Origin of the sequence: Escherichia sp. KTE31, assembly GCF_000407925.1 — a bacterium.
GTDB lineage: Bacteria > Pseudomonadota > Gammaproteobacteria > Enterobacterales > Enterobacteriaceae > Escherichia > Escherichia ruysiae.
In genome coordinates this window covers 590,002-609,008 of record NZ_KE136723.1, presented here as the reverse complement: position 1 = coordinate 609,008, position 19,007 = coordinate 590,002, and the positions used below count along the sequence as shown (strand labels likewise).

Annotated in this window: 11 protein-coding genes; 3 read left to right on the top strand and 8 right to left on the bottom strand. The window is 47.0% G+C overall.

What is annotated here, in order from left to right; all coding sequences use genetic code 11:
- Window positions 1-8 precede the first annotated feature (8 nt).
- From WES_RS10440 to WES_RS10455, 4 genes are all read right to left on the bottom strand, one after another.
- The gene (locus WES_RS10440) at window positions 9-1,391 is read right to left on the bottom strand and encodes a diguanylate cyclase (protein WP_000426303.1); all 1,383 of its coding nucleotides are present in this window, start codon (window positions 1,389-1,391) and stop codon (window positions 9-11) included.
- Window positions 1,392-1,741: 350 nt separating this feature from the next.
- The gene (locus WES_RS10445) at window positions 1,742-3,061 is read right to left on the bottom strand and encodes a family 10 glycosylhydrolase (RefSeq protein WP_016235204.1); all 1,320 of its coding nucleotides are present in this window, start codon (window positions 3,059-3,061) and stop codon (window positions 1,742-1,744) included.
- A gap of 130 nt (window positions 3,062-3,191) precedes the next feature.
- On the bottom strand, window positions 3,192-4,727 hold the full coding sequence (gadC, locus tag WES_RS10450) for an acid resistance gamma-aminobutyrate antiporter GadC (RefSeq protein WP_000246004.1): 1,536 nt from the start codon (window positions 4,725-4,727) through the stop codon (window positions 3,192-3,194).
- Window positions 4,728-4,884: 157 nt separating this feature from the next.
- On the bottom strand, window positions 4,885-6,285 hold the full coding sequence (locus WES_RS10455; RefSeq protein ID WP_001516378.1) for a glutamate decarboxylase: 1,401 nt from the start codon (window positions 6,283-6,285) through the stop codon (window positions 4,885-4,887).
- A gap of 845 nt (window positions 6,286-7,130) precedes the next feature.
- Between WES_RS10455 and WES_RS10460 the strand changes: the two genes are divergently transcribed.
- The gene (locus tag WES_RS10460; RefSeq protein ID WP_016158265.1) at window positions 7,131-12,014 is read left to right on the top strand and encodes an invasin domain 3-containing protein; all 4,884 of its coding nucleotides are present in this window, start codon (window positions 7,131-7,133) and stop codon (window positions 12,012-12,014) included.
- 141 nt (window positions 12,015-12,155) lie between these two features.
- On the opposite strand, the gene WES_RS10465 is transcribed toward WES_RS10460, so the two are convergent.
- Window positions 12,156-13,013 (bottom strand): helix-turn-helix domain-containing protein, encoded by an 858-nt coding sequence (locus WES_RS10465; RefSeq protein ID WP_016158263.1) that lies wholly within the window; start codon window positions 13,011-13,013, stop codon window positions 12,156-12,158.
- A gap of 565 nt (window positions 13,014-13,578) precedes the next feature.
- Here WES_RS10465 and WES_RS10470 point away from each other — a divergent pair.
- The gene (locus WES_RS10470; RefSeq protein WP_016158261.1) at window positions 13,579-14,019 is read left to right on the top strand and encodes a GNAT family N-acetyltransferase; all 441 of its coding nucleotides are present in this window, start codon (window positions 13,579-13,581) and stop codon (window positions 14,017-14,019) included.
- Window positions 14,020-14,165: 146 nt separating this feature from the next.
- Here WES_RS10470 and WES_RS10475 read toward each other — a convergent pair whose 3' ends face one another.
- A complete protein-coding gene (locus tag WES_RS10475) occupies window positions 14,166-15,119 on the bottom strand; it encodes a hypothetical protein (RefSeq protein WP_000197007.1) in 954 nt (317 codons plus the stop codon).
- 383 nt (window positions 15,120-15,502) lie between these two features.
- On the opposite strand from WES_RS10475, the gene tam reads away from it, so the two are divergent.
- Entirely contained in the window at window positions 15,503-16,261 is a 759-nt protein-coding gene (gene tam / locus WES_RS10480; RefSeq protein WP_016158260.1) for a trans-aconitate 2-methyltransferase, read from the top strand.
- A 3-nt stretch (window positions 16,262-16,264) separates the two neighbouring features.
- Here the strand turns inward: tam and WES_RS10485 are convergent, their stop codons facing one another.
- Window positions 16,265-17,179, bottom strand: coding sequence for a bestrophin family protein (locus WES_RS10485; RefSeq protein ID WP_024195125.1), 915 nt, complete (start codon window positions 17,177-17,179; stop codon window positions 16,265-16,267).
- 324 nt (window positions 17,180-17,503) lie between these two features.
- Complete coding sequence (gene uxaB / locus WES_RS10490) at window positions 17,504-18,955, bottom strand: tagaturonate reductase (protein ID WP_000854607.1); 1,452 nt, start codon at window positions 18,953-18,955, stop codon at window positions 17,504-17,506.
- Window positions 18,956-19,007 lie beyond the last annotated feature (52 nt).

Genomic DNA, 19,007 nt, shown 5'->3' with positions numbered 1-19,007 from the left:
GGGCGAATCTAAAGACTGGCTTTCCAGAGTTCAACACGGTTTCTACCTCGTCTTTTGGCGATATACAGAGCTTCGTCGGCTATTTGAATTAAACGTTCATAATCCGGATGTCCATTAAACATGGCGGCGCCAATGGACAGAGAGAGGTAAATATCTTCGCCGTTTGCAGCTTTCAGTTTGGTTTTTTCTACCCGACTGCGGATACGTTCTGCGGTACGTAAAGTGTCAGTTTCTGAGGCTTCTGTCAGAACAATGATAAATTCATCACCACCGTAGCGGAAAACATAATCACTACTACGAACATTGTCGTAAAACGCCTGCGAGACTTTACGCAGAATTTCGTCGCCGGTGTTATGTCCCCATGTGTCATTGATCTCTTTGAATTTATCAACATCAATGATTAGAACAGACAACGGCGTGCCAGCCCGATTGGCATGGGCAATTTCACGTTTGAAGATAGTCGGCAGGAAACGACGGTTAAGTAGCTTAGTCAACACATCCATTCCCACTTCATGGCGAGAAACTTCTTCAAACAGTTCTCGTAGTAAGGTGGTAATTTGCGATACGGTATTTCGTATCTGCAATAAAAACTTCACTCGCAGACTTTTGTTACTCAGATTTTTAGCATGGAGTATTGTCTGATTAAAAACTCCGTCGAAATCCTGAATAAGGCGGGAGATATGACCTACTTCGGCAATGCCGCTAAAATAATGACGACCTTTATGGTTAAACCATAAGCCAAAATCCGCCTGACTTAACGGTAAGCTGCTGCCTAAATCAGAATCCAACAGGACTTTATAAATAACATCTAATTCCCATGAAAGTAATGAGGCTATTTGCCGTTCTTTTTCTTCTTCGGCATTTTCCAGTAGTGAGAAGATACGATAGTTTTCGTCTTCTTTAGCCGCACTACTGTCGCTAAAGGTAAACGCACGGGTCATAACTTCCATGGCTATATCGATACTGTTAATCGAAAAATGATAAACCTGAAGTTTATCCGCAGGCGAATAATCAGAGGAAAATATTGCTGGATAGAGGATTTTCTTCAATACACGAAAACCCATCTCAACGATTTCTACGGGAATGCCAATACGGGCATGTACTTCGGCCACGGTATGTTGGATTTGTATAAGCCTATCAACATCGTCCGCTTGCGCAGAGAGCACATCGATAATCCATGTCTCCAGAGCACTTTTAAGTTGCCTTTCAACCTGTTCGTTACTCAAAAACTCTTCGGCATGTGGGTCAGTGCGTACAATACGATAAAACTCATTGCTCAGGTAATGGGCATGTGCAACAGCAATTTCTGCGGCTTTAGCGCGAATGAGAGGGGAAGCCTGGGTCACTAATCCAGTCCACTCATCTTTCATTCTTTTAAAGTACATCTCCATAATTCAGCCCCTTATACGACTGGAAAGGCAGATGGGATCGAAAAACGAAACGCAACATACTGGACAGACTTATCGCACCATATTCTCCTGAAATATGAGGATATAATGAAAAGAAATAAACGGATTAGACAGTTTTAATCTACGCTACTGTTCTTCTGAAGAGTATAGCCCATCGTGATTATTTTTCGGTGGTGACGAATATCGTATTGTTTTTCATGTTGATACTAATTAATCAGAGGATTATAGCAATCGGCTTATATGGAGATAATTTTATTTAAGAGGTTACGGCATTTTTGCAGGGTGACAAGCCGGTGCTTACATCACCGGCATGACACAGTAAAACAGGGCGTTTAACTTCCCCAACGACTTTGCAGATAACTAACGGCTTGTTGGGTCTGTGGCTTATTAAGGTAATCTTCGCGGAACAGAATCGTGCCGCTAATTTCGGGTACAGCATCGTTAAGATCAAGCTGCTTTTTTAGTTCTGGCACGCCGCCGTTAACCATCCAGTCAGGTTCTATCTTTGAGGGTTCACCCACTTTATAGAAGGCAACACCGATATATAGACGGGTTTTGGTCGGTTTGACGACATCTGCCCACCATTTTGCCAGTACGTCATAACGTGCGGCGCTACGTGAGAAAGGCCAGTAAATTTGTGGGGCAATATAATCCAGTAAACCTTGTTCTACCCAATGGCGGGTATCTGCATAGGATTCGTCATAGGCTGCTGCGCCTCGGGTATCGGAACCGAGCGGATCGTGTGAACGGTTGCGCCAGACGCCTGCCGGGCTAACGCCAAATTCAACCTCTGGCTTAATGCTTTTAATGGTGTGCGATACCTTTGCAATTAATTGCTGGGTATTGTTACGCCGCCAGTCTGCTTTTGATGCAAAAGCTCTCCCATATTTGCGGTACGTCTCGTTATCGTTCAGCAGCGAACCCGGTGATTCAGTGTAGAAATAATCGTCGAACTGCACGCCATCTATCGGATAACGGGAAACCACTTCCGCAACTATTGATGTGATCCAATCCTGAACCTCAGGGATACCAGGGTCGAGAACAAAACGGTCGCCCGACGTTCTGATCCAGTCGCGATGCTGCACGTAGACACTGGCTGGTTGCTGTGACAGGGTGCTATTCAATTCCCTGATAGTTCCGGGTTTTGTGTTAACCGACACGCGGTAGGGGTTAAACCAAGCGTGCACTTTCATCCCACGCTTGTGAGCTTCGTCGAGCATAAATTGCAGCGGATCGTAACCTGGATCTTCACCGATCTTGCCAGTCATAAGATCGGACCACGGTAAAATTTCCGATGGCCAAAGAGCTGTACCATCGGGCTTTACCTGGAAAAAAACCGTATTGATGCCGAGACGTTGTAGATGATCTAACTTGTCAATCATCGCCTGTTGTTGTACACGGGCTCGGCTGGTGGGGTTACTGATATTAACCGAGGAAACAGGTGGCCAGTCGAGGCGAGACACAGTGGCCAGCCAGATACCGCGCATCGGTTGCGCTGATTGATGTGTGGTCGCTGGTGGTTTTGAACCTGCTGGTGGTGTAGTTATTGGCGTTGGCGGTGTGGTCTTACAACTACACAGTAAAAGAGCCAGAGCAACGAGTGTGGCTGGCTTTTTGATCGCTAATTTCACGTTTCGGGAGCAGATATCCATATATGCTGGTTTCCGGTAAACAGATGTGTTGCTCATTCTCGTACTTATCTGGGGCAAGTCAATACGATAACAGGTACGAAAAAGGGAGCGATTAACTATCGCTCCCTTGTCTTATCTCCTTCAGAGATGGTTAATGTTTCTTATCGTTCATCACAATATAGTGCGGTGAACGAGCACGTGGATGCAGGAAGAAGTGACCTTTCGGTGCGTTCTGGCTGTTAATTGGCTCCAGTGTCACACCGGTATTCGCTTTGCCTTTACGATCATGGATGGCATAGAGAATAAAGGGCAGGGCAAGTACCACCAGGAAGCTAACGACCAGTAATTCGACATACATATCGGTAGAGTCACCCTGGATATTATCCGGCGGCAGGAAGGAAACAATAAACGCCATGATTGAGGTCAGCAGGCCGACAATAGCCACAACCAGTTTCACGCCTTTACCGCCTGGGATATTAAATGTGCGTTTTAAGTCAGGATGTTTAAGGACTAACACAATGTAGCCAATAAACAGCATGAAATAAGCACACAGATAAATCACCACCGTCAGAGCCAGTGCGATCAGGAAGGACATGTTGTTACCACCACCGGTATTGGTGAGGATAATCAAGGCGATAGAGGTGATCACCAACTGAGAAATAACCAAAGTGACCGGCACGCCATTTTTGTTCATTTTGGCGAACGCTGGAGGTAACAGGTTTTTCTGCGCTGTAACATACATCCCGCGAGAAGGACCGACAATCCAGGAGGCGATTTCTGCCAGAACACCCAGCAGCAGCAGTGCGGAGATCACGCGAACCGTCCACTCAATTTCCGGTGCCACGTGGGACATCAGAACGGTAAAGGTTTGCATTACCCCAGCGGACAGATTGATTTCATTACCCGGAATGACCATCGCAATGGACAAACCACCAACCGAGCTTAAACAGATTGCCGCCACCATCAGCAATAACATTGCCAGTGGATAATCGCGCCCAGGATTGCTCATTTCATTGACGTGGGTTGCGGAGGCTTCTACCCCCATATAACTCAATATGAAGGCAACAAACACAACCAGGGTGCCAACTTTAGAGAAATCCGGGAAGAAGGTTTTTGCATCCATTTCGATAGCAACTGGCGCACCGGAGTGCAGGTAAATCGCCGCTAATGCAATCAAAATAAATGCGGGTAACAGAATACCGGCGAAGAAGCCGACTTTAGCAATTCGCGCCGTATATTTAGTACCGCCGAACTGAGTTAATGCCAGCACCCAAAGAATGATGAGTGCCGCAATGGTTTTTGTTACCGGATCTTCATTCAGTGCTGGCCATTTAAGAATGTAGGAAAGTGCCCCTAACACGAAATAGAGCATCGGAATAAAGCCGATAGCGATTTGCAAATAACCAAATGAGATCGCTGCAAATCCCCATTTTAACCCCAGGGTATTCGATACCCAGGCGAAAACGCCACCTTCCTCCCAGCCGTCTACAGTAGCCATTTCCGCAGCACAGAGTCCAACGGGAATAAACCATAAAATCCCGCCTAATAGCAGGAAGAAAACTAATGAAAAACCGGATGTTGCAAAGGTAGGATATTCATAAACAGCCATTACCATCGATGCCGTAATAGCGAAGAATCCAAGTAATGTTAGCTGCTTAGCTTTACCTGTCTGTACTGATGTAGCCATATTTTCCCCCTAAAACGGTATTCCTGTCGGAACCGCGCCTGTCTTGTTCTGAAGCGTATTCAGAGCAATATTTTTCCATTGCTAATGCCAGTGAACAGACTCTGGAATTTGTCCCGAAACGGGATCGTTCCGGGACGCCATTACCATCTAAACGTTATCAGGTATGTTTAAAGCTGTTCTGCTGAGCAATACCCTGCAATTTCGGGTGATCGCTGAGATATTTCAGGGAGGCTTTGTAGTCTTCCAGCAACAGTTCAGCGAAGTCCATTTCGAAGCCACGGCGGCACATAATACGCATTACCACAATGTCGGTGGCTTCACCGCCGAGGGTGAAGGCCGGAACCTGCCAGCCGCGCAGGCGCAGACGTTCAGAGAGGTCATACAGGGTGTATCCCGGATCTTCGCCGTCTTTCAGTTTGAAGCAGACCGCCGGAATACCTTCGTCCGGGCGACCGGTGCAGATGAATTCATACGGTCCCAGTTTAGCGATTTCATCCGCCAGGTAAGTGGCGACCTGGTAAGAGGCGTTCTGTACTTTGGTGTAGCCTTCGCGACCAAGGCGCAGGAATTCATAGTATTGCGCAATTACCTGGCCGGCGGGGCGAGAGAAGTTGATGGCGAAAGTCCCGATTTGACCGCCGAGATAGTCAACGTTGAACACCAGTTCTTTCGGCAGTGCTTCTTCATCACGCCAGATAACCCAGCCGCAGCCGAGCGGAGCCAGACCAAATTTATGACCTGAAGCACTGATTGATTTCACGCGCGGCAGGCGGAAGTCCCAGACAATATCAGGAGCCACGAACGGTGCCAGGAAGCCACCGCTGGCGGCGTCGATGTGCATGTCGATATCGATCCCGGTGTCGGCCTGGAATTTATCCAGCGCATCGTGCAGCGGTTGCGGGAACTCATAGTTACCGGTGTAAGTCACACCAAAAGTCGGCACCACGCCGATGGTGTTTTCGTCGCAGGCTTCAATCATGCGTTTCGGGTCCATGAACAACTGACCGGGGCGCATAGGGATCTCGCGCAGTTCCACATCCCAGTAGCGGGCAAATTTATGCCAGCAGATTTGCACCGGCCCGCACACGAGGTTTGGTTTATCGGTCGGTTTACCTGCGGCTTCCATACGTTTGCGCCAACGCCATTTCATTGCCATCCCACCGAGCATACAGGCCTCGGAAGAACCAATGGTGTTGGTGCCAACGGCCTGACCGTTTTTCGGCGCAGGCGCGTGCCACAGGTCGGCAACCATGTTTACACAACGCAGGTCGATAGCTGCGGACTGCGGATATTCTTCTTTATCGATCCAGTTTTTGTTGATCGACAGATCCATCAGCTTATGAACATTTTCGTCGTCCCAGGTCTGACAAAATGTGGCAAGGTTTTGTCGGGCATTGCCATCCAGGTATAATTCATCATTGATAATCTGGAATGCGATGTCATCGCGCATTTCGTGCAGCGGAAAACGTTTAGATTCCGCGATAGTGGAAATAGATTTCGCACCAAAACGTGAATCGAGTAGTTCTGACCTTAAATCCGTTACTTGCTTCTTATCCATTTCAAACTCCTTAAAATGATTGGATCGCATTAAAAAAAGTAGGATTTATCGATAAAGTAAGCAAGCGTAATGGCTTTGGTTTTAAATAACAAAATCCTAACCGATTTTTGATTTTCGGAATAAGTACGGTGTATTTTTCATAATTAATTACAATGAGATACAACAGTTTCCGATAAGGGGTGTTGAGTTATATGTTGTTATTTTTCTGTAATTTTCCTACGCAACATGATTATCACATAAAAATCAGCCCGTAAAATATCATTATTCGTCATCATTAATTTATGAAAGCGGTGGATAATATTGTCAAATAACAAAGGTTATTACTGGAATCTCAGCCAACCATGTTAACGAGTGATTTTTATTTCTACAGCCATAGTCCAGTATAGATGTGCGCAGATAATAACGATGCGGAAAATTAAGTAATATCTATAAGATATTTCCTGGTCGAAGATCACATGACTATAAATGAGGATTGACATACCACCGAAGGCTTATTGACTTATTTTAGCTGTAATGCACCCCATCTACGGAAGGCCAGTTGCGATTACTAAATAATAACTACGCAACCGTAATTTAATCAGCATCCAATAGAACTTACCCCTTTATATTAGCTCTTGCACAAAAAGCTAAATTCATATTTACAAACAAAAATATAATCCCGGCCCTGTCACCAGACGAGTAATTGCAACCACTGAATGTTCAGGGTGGCGATGCGCTTTCTTTCATAAAGGTATTTCCTTTTCTGCGGAAAAGGAAACCGGGAAATATCCGGTTTTTCTGACAAGCAAACGTTTTTATATGCGTTTGCTTATGTTCGTTAATTCGTTCATCAGGAAATTATCTCAATGTCACGTTTTAAAAAAGCTAATAAACAACCACGCTTTCGTTATTCAGCCCTGGCTCACTGCGTGGCGTGGGCAAACATCTCTATTCAGGTTCTTTTTCCACTGGCTGTCACCTTTACGCCGACAATGACGGCGCGAGCGGCTCTGCCTCGTCTAAGTACGGAAAATACTGCGGTTGCTACTGACAATAATGCAGAAAAAAATATCGCGTCGTTTGCCGCGAATGCCGGTAAATTTTTAAGCAGTCAGCCGGATAGCGATGCGACACGCAATTTTGTTACCGGAATGGCCACAGCTAAGGCTACCCAGGAAATCCAGGAGTGGCTTGGAAAATATGGTACGGCGCGTGTCAAATTGAATGTCGATAAAGATTTCTCGCTGAAAGACTCTTCGCTGGAAATGCTTTATCCGATTTATGATACGCCTTCAGATATGCTATTCACTCAGGGGGCAATACATCGTACCGACGATCGTACTCAGTCAAATATTGGTTTCGGCTGGCGTCATTTTTCAGGCAATGACTGGATGGCGGGGCTGAACACATTTATCGATCATGATTTATCCCGTAGTCATACCCGTATTGGCGTTGGTGCGGAATACTGGCGTGATTATCTGAAACTGAGTGCCAATGGTTATATCCGGGCTTCTGGCTGGAAAAAATCGCCAGATATTGAAGATTATCAAGAGCGTCCGGCTAATGGTTGGGATATCCGCGCAGAGGGATATTTACCGGCCTGGCCGCAGCTTGGCGCAAGCCTGATGTATGAACAATATTATGGCGATGAGGTAGGGCTGTTTGGTAAAGATAAGCGCCAGAAAGACCCACATGCCATTTCCGCCGAGGTGAACTATACGCCAGTGCCTCTTCTGACACTGAGTGCAGAGCACAAGCAGGGCAAGAGCGGTCAGAATGACACTCGCTTTGGTCTGGAAGTTAACTACCGGTTTGGCGAGCCTCTGGAGAAACAACTCGATACGGATAGCATTCGCGAGCGTCGGGTACTCGCAGGCAGCCGTTATGATCTGGTTGAACGTAATAACAACATTGTTCTTGAGTATCGCAAAGCTGAGGTGATCCGTATTGCTCTGCCTGATCGTATTGAAGGTAAGGGTGGACAGACGGTTTCGCTTGGTCTTGTAGTCAGCAAAGCAACTCACGGTCTGAAAAATGTGCAATGGGAAGCGCCGTCCTTGCTGGCCGCAGGCGGTAAAATTACCGGTCAGGGTAACCAGTGGCAAGTGACGCTCCCGGCTTATCAGGCAGGCAAAGACAATTATTACGCAATTTCTGCGGTCGCATACGATAACAAAGGCAATGCCTCAAAACGCGTACAGACTGAGGTGGTTATCACCGGGGCAGGTATGAGCGCCGATCGCACTACGTTAACGCTTGACGGTCAGAGCCGTATCCAAATGCTTGCTAACGGGAGTGCGCAAAAGCCGCTGGTCCTGTCTCTGCGAGACGCCGAAGGGCAGCCAATCACGGGTATGAAAGATCAGATCAAAACTGAACTGACGTTTAAACCTGCCGGAAACATCGTAACGCGTGGCATTAAGTCTGCTAAATCACAGGCACAACCAACTCTGGGGGAGATCACCGAAACAGAAGCTGGGGTGTACCAGTCGGTCTTCACCACCGGTACGCAATCAGGTGAAGCAACCATTACGGTGAGCGTTGATGGCATGAGCAAAACCGTCACTGCTGAACTGCGTGCCACTATGATGGATGTGACAAAATCGACTCTGAGCGTGAATGAGCCGTCAGGTGACGTGGTTGCCAATGGTCAGCAATCCTACACGCTGACGCTTACTGCCGTGGATACCGATGGCAACCCTGTGACGGGAGAAGCCAGCCGTCTGCGATTTGTTCCACAGGACAGCAATGGCGTTACCATTGGCAGCATTTCGGAGACAAACCCAGGTGTTTACAGCGCCACGGTTTCTTCGACCCGCGCCGGAAACATTGTTGTGCGTGCTTTTAGCGAGCAGTATCAGTTGGGAACGTTACAACAAACGCTGAAGTTTGTCGCCGGACCGCTTGATACAGCGCATTCAACCATCACCCTGAACCCGGATAAACCGGTAGTTGGTGGCACGCTTACAGCTATCTGGGCAGCAAAAGATGCCTATGACAACCCGGTGACCGGTCTCACTCCAGATACACCGTCATTAACAGGGGCTGCCGCTGCGGGTTCTTCAGTTTCAGGCTGGACGGATAATGGCGATGGGACGTGGACTGCGCAGATTTCTCTGGGTACTACGGCGGGTGAATTAATTGTTATGCCGAAGCTCAACGGCCAGGATGCAGCAGCTAATGCGGCTAAAGTGACCGTGGTAGCTGATGCTTTATCTTCAGGCCAGTCGAAAGTATCCGTTGCATCGGATCGCGTAAAAGCAGGGGAAAGCACGACTGTGACGTTTGTGGCAAAAGATGCGCATGGTAACGCAATCAGCGGTCTTTCCCTGTCGACAAGCCTGACGGGAGCTGCGTCTGAAGGGGCGAACGTTTCCAGCTGGCGCGAGCAAGGCGATGGTTCCTATGTTGCTACGCTGACCACCGGCGGAAAGACAGGTGATCTTCGCATTATGCCGTTATTCAACGGCCAGCCAGCTACCACCGACACCGCGCAGTTGACTGTCGTCGCGGGCGATCAGGCAGTTTCTACTTCAACGCTGACTGTAAAAGATGCCAATCTTGCTATTGAAAGCACAACGGAACTGACTTTCTCCGCCAGAGACCAGTTTGGAAACGCGCTTACCGATATTGACACCGCTAAACTTGGCGCATCGCTTTCCGGTGACGCTGCGTCTGGTAGTTCAGTTACAGGCTGGAGCCATAAAGGCAACGGCGAATACACGGCTGTTCTGCGTTCGGGAACGCGGGCAGGCGCGCTGAACATTATGCCGCAGATCGATGGCAAAAACGCTACAGCACAGGCAACTCCGGTTAACGTTAAAGCGGGGACTATTGCGGTTGACCACTCGGAAATGACCGTATCAAAAACGTCGATTACCGCAGGCGAAAGTATCACGCTGACGCTGACTGTGAAGGATAAATTCGGCAACGCAATCACCGGTATTACACCGGAAACACCGCAATTTGGTGGTGATGCATACAACGTCAACCAGCAGCGTCCATCCGTCAGTCAGTGGACGGAGAAGGGCAATGGAACCTATACGGCGATGCTGACTGCTGGCGCAACGGGAGTTGGTGAGTTAACCATCATGCCGCGCGTTGATGGCGCTGATGCTCTGAAGCAGGCGGTTTCTGTCACCATCGCCGCAGGGGAGATGTCGTTAGTGAACTCCACGCTTGTTGCAGATAATGAAGCCCCGATGATCAAAACGACGACACAATTGACCTTCACGGCGAAGGATGCGAACGGTAACCCTGTAAGTGGTCTGAAACCTGATGCTCCAGAATTTAGTGGCGTAGCCAGCACAGGGACGGAACAACCTTCGGCAGGAGCCTGGACGGAACAAAGCAATGGCACCTATGTTACGACGTTAACCACAGGCTCTGCAGCCGGTCAACTGGTTATCTGGCCTCGAGTGAATGGCAAAGATGCTGCTTCGAAACCGCTACTGCTGAACGTTGTGGGTAACGCTTCTGAGGCTAACATTCACGATATTTCAGTGAATGTTGATAACCAACTGGCTGATGGACAGTCCGCCAACAAGGTTACCCTGACCGTAACGGATTCCTATGGTAACCCGTTGCAGGATCAAACGGTAACACTGACTCTGCCTGAGGGAGTGAGCAGCAAGACGGGGAATACGGTAACAACGAATGCGGCAGGTAAAGCCGATATTGAGCTGATGTCCACCGTTGCCGGGGAACACACAATTACGGCCTCGGTGAATAAAAATCAGAAGACTGCCACGGTGAAGTTCAAAGCGGATGCCAAAACCGGTCAGGCAAGCCTTCAGGTTGATACTGCCGATCAAAAAGCAGCAAACGGCAAAGATGCCTTTACGCTGACGGCAACTGTTGAGGATAAAAACGGCAACCCTGTTCCCGGAACTATGGTCGCCTTTAATCTTCCTCGGGGCGTCACACCGCTTAATGACGAGAGTACTTGGGTGAAGACCAGCGATGAAGGTAAAGCCGAGCTGCGAGTCGTTTCTGTGACTGCGGGAACGTATGCAATCACCGCAACGGCAGGAAATGACCAGATGTCGGATGCGCAGAGCATCACGTTTGTGGCTGACAAGGCTACGGCAACCATCTCGAGTATTGAGGTGATTGGCAACCGCGCACTGGCAGATGGTAAAGCCAAACAGACTTATAAAGTTACGGTTACTGATGCCAATAACAACCTTGTGCAAGGTAGTGAAGTGACGCTGACCGCCAGCCCGACAACGTTAGATCTGGAGCCGAACGGGACTGCAACAACTAATGAGCAAGGGCAGGCTGTATTCACCGCTTCTACCACTAAAGCGGCGATATATACGCTAACTGCGAAAGTGAATCGGACAGACGGTCAGGTATCGACGAAAACTGCCGAATCCAGATTCGTTGCGGATGATAAAAATGCAGTACTTGCTGCATCATCTGATGTAAAAGAACTGGTAGCAGACGGAGTGGCGACCGCAACGCTGGAGGTTACTCTGATCTCGGCTGGCAACCCTGTTGGGGGAAATATGTGGGTCGACATTAAGGCTCCGGAAGGCGTGACGGAGAATGATTACCAGTTCTTGCCGTCGAAAGCTGACCATTTCGTGAACGGGAAAATCACACGTAAATTCAGTACCACTAAGCCAGGGGAATATACATTTACATTCAACACTCTGACGTATGGTGGGTACGAAATGCAGCCTGTGACGGTGACTATTAACGCTGTGAAAGCTGCTACTGAAGAAGGTGAGGAGGCAGTAAAATAATTTCTCCCGGAATGAAAAATTCGCTGTAATAAAGAATAATGGCGTTGACATTCTCAACGCCATTATTCCACTAAATACCTACCCTGATACTGATTAGACGGTAGCAGGGTAGGGTAATCCTCAATGTGACACCGATACAAACTAAGCTGGGCGAACGGGGATGAAAATTTCGCAAACAACATAATTGCTATCCTTTTCTACGAAAGTTTTATCGTAGTAAAATCGCTCAATATCACTGCCGTTGACTCTGACTAACCCCCTCGCTGGCAGTTCTATCAGATAGAGGTTCCGCACCCAGTTCGCGTAGTGCTCCCAATCTCCTTCATAGCGGAAAGATGCATAAAGCCCTCCAGCCGTTATCCATTCCTTTGGCATGTCTGTATCCGCATGGTTGCATACAGTACCGGCGAAAGTTTCAACTGTGAGCAAATCTACCGATTTTGTTGATGGTGTATACGCTGAGACGTAATAGATATCCATCTTCAAATTTTGAAGGCACCGGGATAAATGATTACGGCGCAGTTTTGCTTCTTCATCTGGTGGCGTATTAGACAGCTCAATATCATATTTAAATGCATTGCCAAAAATACGTGTTTCAGGAAGATGGATTAATGTGCAATCTGTCTTTTGATGTTGACGCGTTAATAACGGGGGTAAAATATTTGTTAGATCCCAAAAATCACGGTGCCGATATTCTCTGGGAGAACATCCAAACAATTTTTTAAATTCACGACTGAATGACTGCTGTGAATCAAAATGCAAAGAGAGCGCAATATCAAGCATTGATTTAGCAGTAAGTCTGACAAGAATGGCTGCCCGACAAAGTCTTCGTTTGCGGATGTATGCGCCCAGGGGCATGTGCATGTAGTTTCTAAACAGAAGTTGAATATTGCGTCTGCTGTAGCCAGATTTCTGTGCGATATCTTCGATTGAGATAGGGTGATCGAGATTGCACTCAATCCACTCCAGGAGCTGCTGTAAAATCTTCTGCCTGATCATAACATTCTCCATTTATCTTTAGTCACTTTGCATATTTTCCTGGCGACAATGGCTTTGAGTATATCAAAAACAGAAATGCCCGAGGCAAAACGATTGATAGTGTCTGTCGGTTAATAGGGAGGGAGCATGTACATTAAAGCTATGAGGTCGGTACGGTGGTCAGGTGTATGTTGATATCTTGCATTTAACATAATATACATTATGCGAACTTAAGTTGTGGTAGCTAAATTGAGATATCCATCACGGGGCTGCGGATGTTTTCCTGGACCCACTCGGTCAAATAGACATGTCCGCGCTACAGTCTCACCACAGCGATCACTGCTTTCAAAGGATGAGACTCATGACGGCATACGGGTTAATCGACTCAGGATCTTGCAGGACGTGTTTGGTTCCACGCAGGCTTCGCGCCCCCAACATTAAACAGTCAAGGATCGACGCGCTTGTACTGGTGAGCTCATTCAGCAACATTGTGCGTCCATCCGTTGAACTCACAGCGAAAACAACCCTGGCAACTTTAGCGAGATTTGGATATTTTTACTTAACTCTTCTGACAAAGGTTATGGCAATGGTCTTAATCAGGACTCCTGAATTAAAAGATATACCATCTCTACAAAAGCTCTTTCTGCAATTGGGTTATCAGACAGATGTAGAACGCTTAGAAAATCATATTAACCAGAAGCATCCCAGTCTTAGCATTTTGGTTGCTGAAACAGAAAAGGAACTCTGCGGGGTTATTGTGATGAATTTTATCACCCCTGTACATGAAAACGGCTTGTGGGCATTAATTTCTGCTCTGGTCATAGATGAATCATCGCGAGGCACAGGGATCGGACAGAAGCTTCTCATTGCCTCTGAAAAAATCGCACTGGATCAGGGATGTTCTCAGATTGAACTTTCAAGCAGTGAACGTCGAGTCAGAGCACACAAGTTTTATGAAAGCAACGGTTACCAGGAAGTGAGGAAGCGTTTTGTTAAGCATCTCGCAGACATGCCCATTGTTAAATAACTCTCCCGCGAGGTTTGCAATGTCTGATCCTGATTCCGTGCGCAAGCTGATTATTATGACCACTTCGTAAGTTGTGCCACCTGGTGTATATCACCTGACTTGATGTACACCAGGTATTCTACAGCAGTAAATCCAGTTCTTCAGGGTCAAGCCCCCTTCCCCATAATTGTATTTCTTTTCAATTTAATTGCATTCCTCAGTTCGAGGTTGAATTTAGCCTCGTCAATAAGTTTGTCCTTAAGCTCCTGTGCAATTCGCTTTAATTCCGTAAACGCAAGCGGCTTTTGCCCATGTAAGAATTGAACACCAGAACGCTCATAATACTTATCAATATGTTTTAACCTGTATTTTGCCAATTTTCTTATTTCACCTATAGAGCCCTGTTGTCCATTGTCTATTAGTCGGTTGATTGTATACTCAACAAACTCTTTTTTATCTTTTCCGAAATAACTCAAGACCAACGGAAGTAAAAAGCTTTGCATACAGATATCATATGAGAAAACCATAGAAAAATCGGCACCTAAAAGATCACAAGCCCCATCGAAATCATTATATAAAAAGATATAACGGTAAAAATCTTTAAACCTGCTAATTATACTTGCGTCAGTAACTTTGTTTGCGCCAATATAGCAGCCATAAGGACTTCCTTTTGCAAACTCTATATTTTCTGTTGATTTGAAACTGTCACATCCCGCGACAATGGCTAGTAGGTTATTCATGGTATGTTTGTTTATCATTAAAAATAAATCATTCATCTCCCCCCAGGAGATATACTTTTTAATTCCAGGGAAAAACATCCCTTCCTCAGGAGAACCATGACACTCAAAATGCACTATAGGAATCAAACCTTTTTTTATGACTCCTTTTTCCAGTTCTTTAAAGAAAGAATTCAGCATGGGGATATTATGTATCTTAACAAAAACAATAGGAATTGGCACTTTCAGACTTGATATGGATTTAAATAGTTTTGAGGCGGTATTACTTTTAAGCGTTATATCATCTGGTTTATTATTGATTTTGATGTCACTCGGGGAATCAAGATCTTCATCACCTAAAACATCAATGATGTATAAAATGTTGAATGCAAATTTTCTCGTCATATTTTATATCTCTATATCCGATAGAGTTAGTGTCCAAAATGCCATGATTTTTGCACAAAAAACTCCTTCAAACCTGGCTCCTGCCCTAAGGATATCAAAAAAAAGCCACTGTGGAATTATTCCCTTCATGGATATTTAGCTGGCAAGTATTAAAATTAGATATTGAATATTCTGTATGTTAATAGATTCATATAAAATCAACAAAAAGCTTAATATATGGATTTTATTTGTTTTAAAGTGGTTGTAATTAAAATTTACGCCAGGCTACATTTGAGTTAATCACGTAGGCCACGTACAAAGCGCGTGTTCAATGGATTGATGACGTGAGGCGAATCCATCAGTTTTATCTACACTTGGGATAATGCGCTGACGGGAGTAAAAAAATGGCTGACTGGAACCCCTCTTTATATCTGCACTTCAACGCCGAACGGTCACGACCGGCGGTAGAACTGCTTGCCAGAGTCCCTCTGGAAAACGCCCGGGAAATAGCCGATCTTGGCTGTGGTCCAGGCAATAGCACCGCCCTGCTACATCAACGCTGGCCAACGGCTAAAATTACCGGCATTGATTCGTCTCTGGCGATGATTGCCGAAGCGCGCACAATTTTGCCAGAATGTCAGTTTGTGGAAGCAGACATCCGCAATTGGCAACCGAACCATGCACTCGATCTGATTTTTGCCAATGCCTCACTGCAATGGCTGCCCGAACACTATGAGCTATTCCCGCATCTGGTATCGTTACTCAATCCGCATGGCGTGCTGGCGGTGCAAATGCCGGACAACTGGCTGGAGCCGACGCATGTGTTAATGCGCGAAGTCGCCTGGGAGCAGCATTATCCGGATCGTGGACGCGAACCGCTGGCAGGCGTTCATGCTTACTACGATATTCTGAGCGAAGCCGGATGTGAGGTTGATATCTGGCGAACCACCTACTATCACCAGATGCCATCGCACCAGGCGATTATTGACTGGGTGACAGCCACCGGATTACGCCCATGGTTGCAGGATCTGACGGAGAGTGAGCAGCAGCATTTTCTTACGCGCTACCATCAGATGCTGGAAGAACAGTATCCACTGCAGGAGAACGGGCAGATACTGTTGGCATTTCCTCGTCTGTTTATTGTTGCCCGGCGCACGGAGTAATTATTACGTCAGCTGGTAATGGCGATCGGGAAGAATCTTCGGCGGAATTTCTGTTTCGTCGTTCATCTGTAACAGGTCAATTTCAATAGCGTTGCAGATGGCATCCAACGGTAAATCATTGTTTTCAGTACCGAACGGATCTTCCAGCTCTTCCGCCAGACAATCCAGCGAAATAAAGGTGTAGGAAATTAGCACAGAGATAAAAGGCGTCATGTAATGCAGATCCACCACAAGGGCGAATGGTAGCATGATGCAAAAAAGATAAACGGTGCGATGCAAAATCAGGGCGTAAGCAAAGGGAATTGGTGTATATGCAATACGCTCGCACCCTGCCAGTACCACAGAAATATCATTAAGACGATCGTTCAGACTAATAAACAGAATGTCAGAAAGTAGCCCGTTCCGCCGCTGAACGGCTAACCACTCACCCATTATCAATAAAATACGGTTAGCTGGAGAGTTGGAAGCCAGTACTCGCTGAAGATCTCCAGTATTAAGATAATGTGCCAGCACTCCCGCCTGTGGCTGTTTGCGTAATGTCATGCGTAAACAGTGGGCGAAGGCGATTTGTAGCCGGGCAAACTCCTTTACACTTGCCGAATCAGGCAATGTCATTTTTACCTCACGCAGTAACGACCGTGAGGCAATCATCAACTGCCCCCAAAGTTTGCGCGCTTCAACATAACGGGCGTACCCCGCGTTATTACGAAACCCCAGAAAGATGGCGATAGCAACCCCGAGAATGCTGAACGGCGCGAGGGTAAATTTGATGCCCAAATGCGTATACCAGGGCAGCATGAAAATAACCGCGATAGAAAAGAGAAAGTTTAGTAGCAAGCGCGATGATATTTTGGATAATACTGAACCGTGCCAGACAAAAATACGGCGCAGCCAGTGTTGTTGTGGGCGAACAATCATGATTATCTTCAGGCGTGGAAAAGTCGCCCTATTAAACGTGATTGTGATCACATTCTCAAGTTCCTAATTACAAATTACCTACAAGACGACAACATTTACAGGTGCTACATTTGGCACCTTTTTATATTAAAGCATATAGGATGTTGTAACTAATTTAGGATACTAAGAAACCCGGTCGAAACCGGGTTCAGTGATTGTGCTGTTAATTGTCTGATGCGCTACGCTTATCAGCGTCTACAACTAACTGAAACCATATAGTTAGTTGGTAAAATCATGCTGGATGCGGTGTATAGGCCTTATCCAGCATACAAAATAATGCAAGGATCAGCACAACGGACGTACAGCTTCGCGCATCCCTTTTTCCAGAATCGCTTCCAGGTCATTAGCAACCTGCTCGACCAGGCCAGGCACTTGCGTCAGATCCTGCTCCCAGTGATCTTTTTCTGCCAACACAATCGCAACCAGTTCCTGGGTGCCGATAACACGGTCACGATGCTGGCTCCAGAGTTGTTGATAACGTTCCAGCCAGTGCGCATCGTCCTGTACCGGATACGTTTCTCCGTTACGCTCTCCGCGATAGAACGCAATCAATGCCGCTAATGCGAAAGTGAGGCGCGCCGGAAGTGTGCCGTTTGCCTTCTGCCCTGCCAGCAGTTGCGGCAGGATGCGGGTGCGGAACTTGGTCATACCGTTGAGCGCGATAGACAGCAGCTGATGCTTAATGTACGGGTTACGGAAACGCCCGGTGACGGCACTGGCGAAAGATTCCAGTTCATCACGTGGCAGATCCAGCACCGGAATAATCTCTTCGTAAATCGCTTTTTCAACGAATGCGCAAATTTCAGCATCGTTCATCGCTTCGCCGACGGTATCCAGCCCTGCCTGGAACGCAACCGGCACCAGCGCGGTATGTGCACCGTTAAGGATTGCTACTTTGCGCTCTTTATACGGTTTAATATCGTCAACAATCAGCACGTTAAGCGGATATTTATCCAGACGCAGTTCAGTCGCTAAGGATTTCGGCCCCTGAATCACAAACAGGTAAAAGTGTTCAGCGGTGTCGAGGAAACCATCGTGATAGCCGAGTTCAGCTTCCAGTTTAGCCACTTCATCACGCGGATAACCGGTAACGATGCGGTCCACCAGCGTAGAACAGAAACTGTTAGCCTGATCCAGCCATTGAATAAATGCTTCTGGCAGTGCCCATTCTTGTGCGTAGCGCAGCACCAGTTCACGCAACGCGTCGCCGTTGTAGTCGATCAGCTCGCACGGAATGATGATCCAGCCTTTATCCAGCGCACCGTTGAAATGGCTGAAACGTTCGAACAGCAGACGCGTCAGTTTTGCCGGATAGCTTACCGCAGGCGCATCATCAAATTTGTCGCCCGCATGATAGCTAATACCCGCTTCTGTGGTGTTGGAAAAGACGAAGCGCATTTCCGGATTATGCGCAAGTTTCAGGAATTCATCGTAGTCACCGTAGACGCTGATTTCACGGTTTACAGAACGAATCAGACGCGCATCGCTGACCGCTTCTCCCTTCTCATTCAGGCCACGAATAATGGTAGTATACAGACCATCCTGCGTGCTCAGTGACGGCGGGAATGAAGTTTCAATCGGACGAACAACGACCACGCCAGAATTCAGGTCGGTGTGTTCATTCAGGAGATCAATTTGCCAGTCAACAAAGGCGCGCAGAAAGTTACCTTCACCAAACTGAATGATTCGTTCTGGATACTGTGCACCGGGAAAATCGCGACGATTTAGTGTTTTCACAATGGGTTCCCTTTTGATTAGTCATACAACCTGTTTGAATTGGTACGACAGG

Coding starts and splice junctions, on each gene's coding strand:
- WES_RS10440 (WP_000426303.1), bottom strand. CDS start 1,391: ATGGAGATGTACTTTAAAAGAATGAAAGATGAGTGGACTGGATTAGTG.
- WES_RS10445 (WP_016235204.1), bottom strand. CDS start 3,061: ATGGATATCTGCTCCCGAAACGTGAAATTAGCGATCAAAAAGCCAGCC.
- gadC (WP_000246004.1), bottom strand. CDS start 4,727: ATGGCTACATCAGTACAGACAGGTAAAGCTAAGCAGCTAACATTACTT.
- WES_RS10455 (WP_001516378.1), bottom strand. CDS start 6,285: ATGGATAAGAAGCAAGTAACGGATTTAAGGTCAGAACTACTCGATTCA.
- WES_RS10460 (WP_016158265.1), top strand. CDS start 7,131: ATGTCACGTTTTAAAAAAGCTAATAAACAACCACGCTTTCGTTATTCA.
- WES_RS10465 (WP_016158263.1), bottom strand. CDS start 13,013: ATGATCAGGCAGAAGATTTTACAGCAGCTCCTGGAGTGGATTGAGTGC.
- WES_RS10470 (WP_016158261.1), top strand. CDS start 13,579: ATGGTCTTAATCAGGACTCCTGAATTAAAAGATATACCATCTCTACAA.
- WES_RS10475 (WP_000197007.1), bottom strand. CDS start 15,119: ATGACGAGAAAATTTGCATTCAACATTTTATACATCATTGATGTTTTA.
- tam (WP_016158260.1), top strand. CDS start 15,503: ATGGCTGACTGGAACCCCTCTTTATATCTGCACTTCAACGCCGAACGG.
- WES_RS10485 (WP_024195125.1), bottom strand. CDS start 17,179: ATGATTGTTCGCCCACAACAACACTGGCTGCGCCGTATTTTTGTCTGG.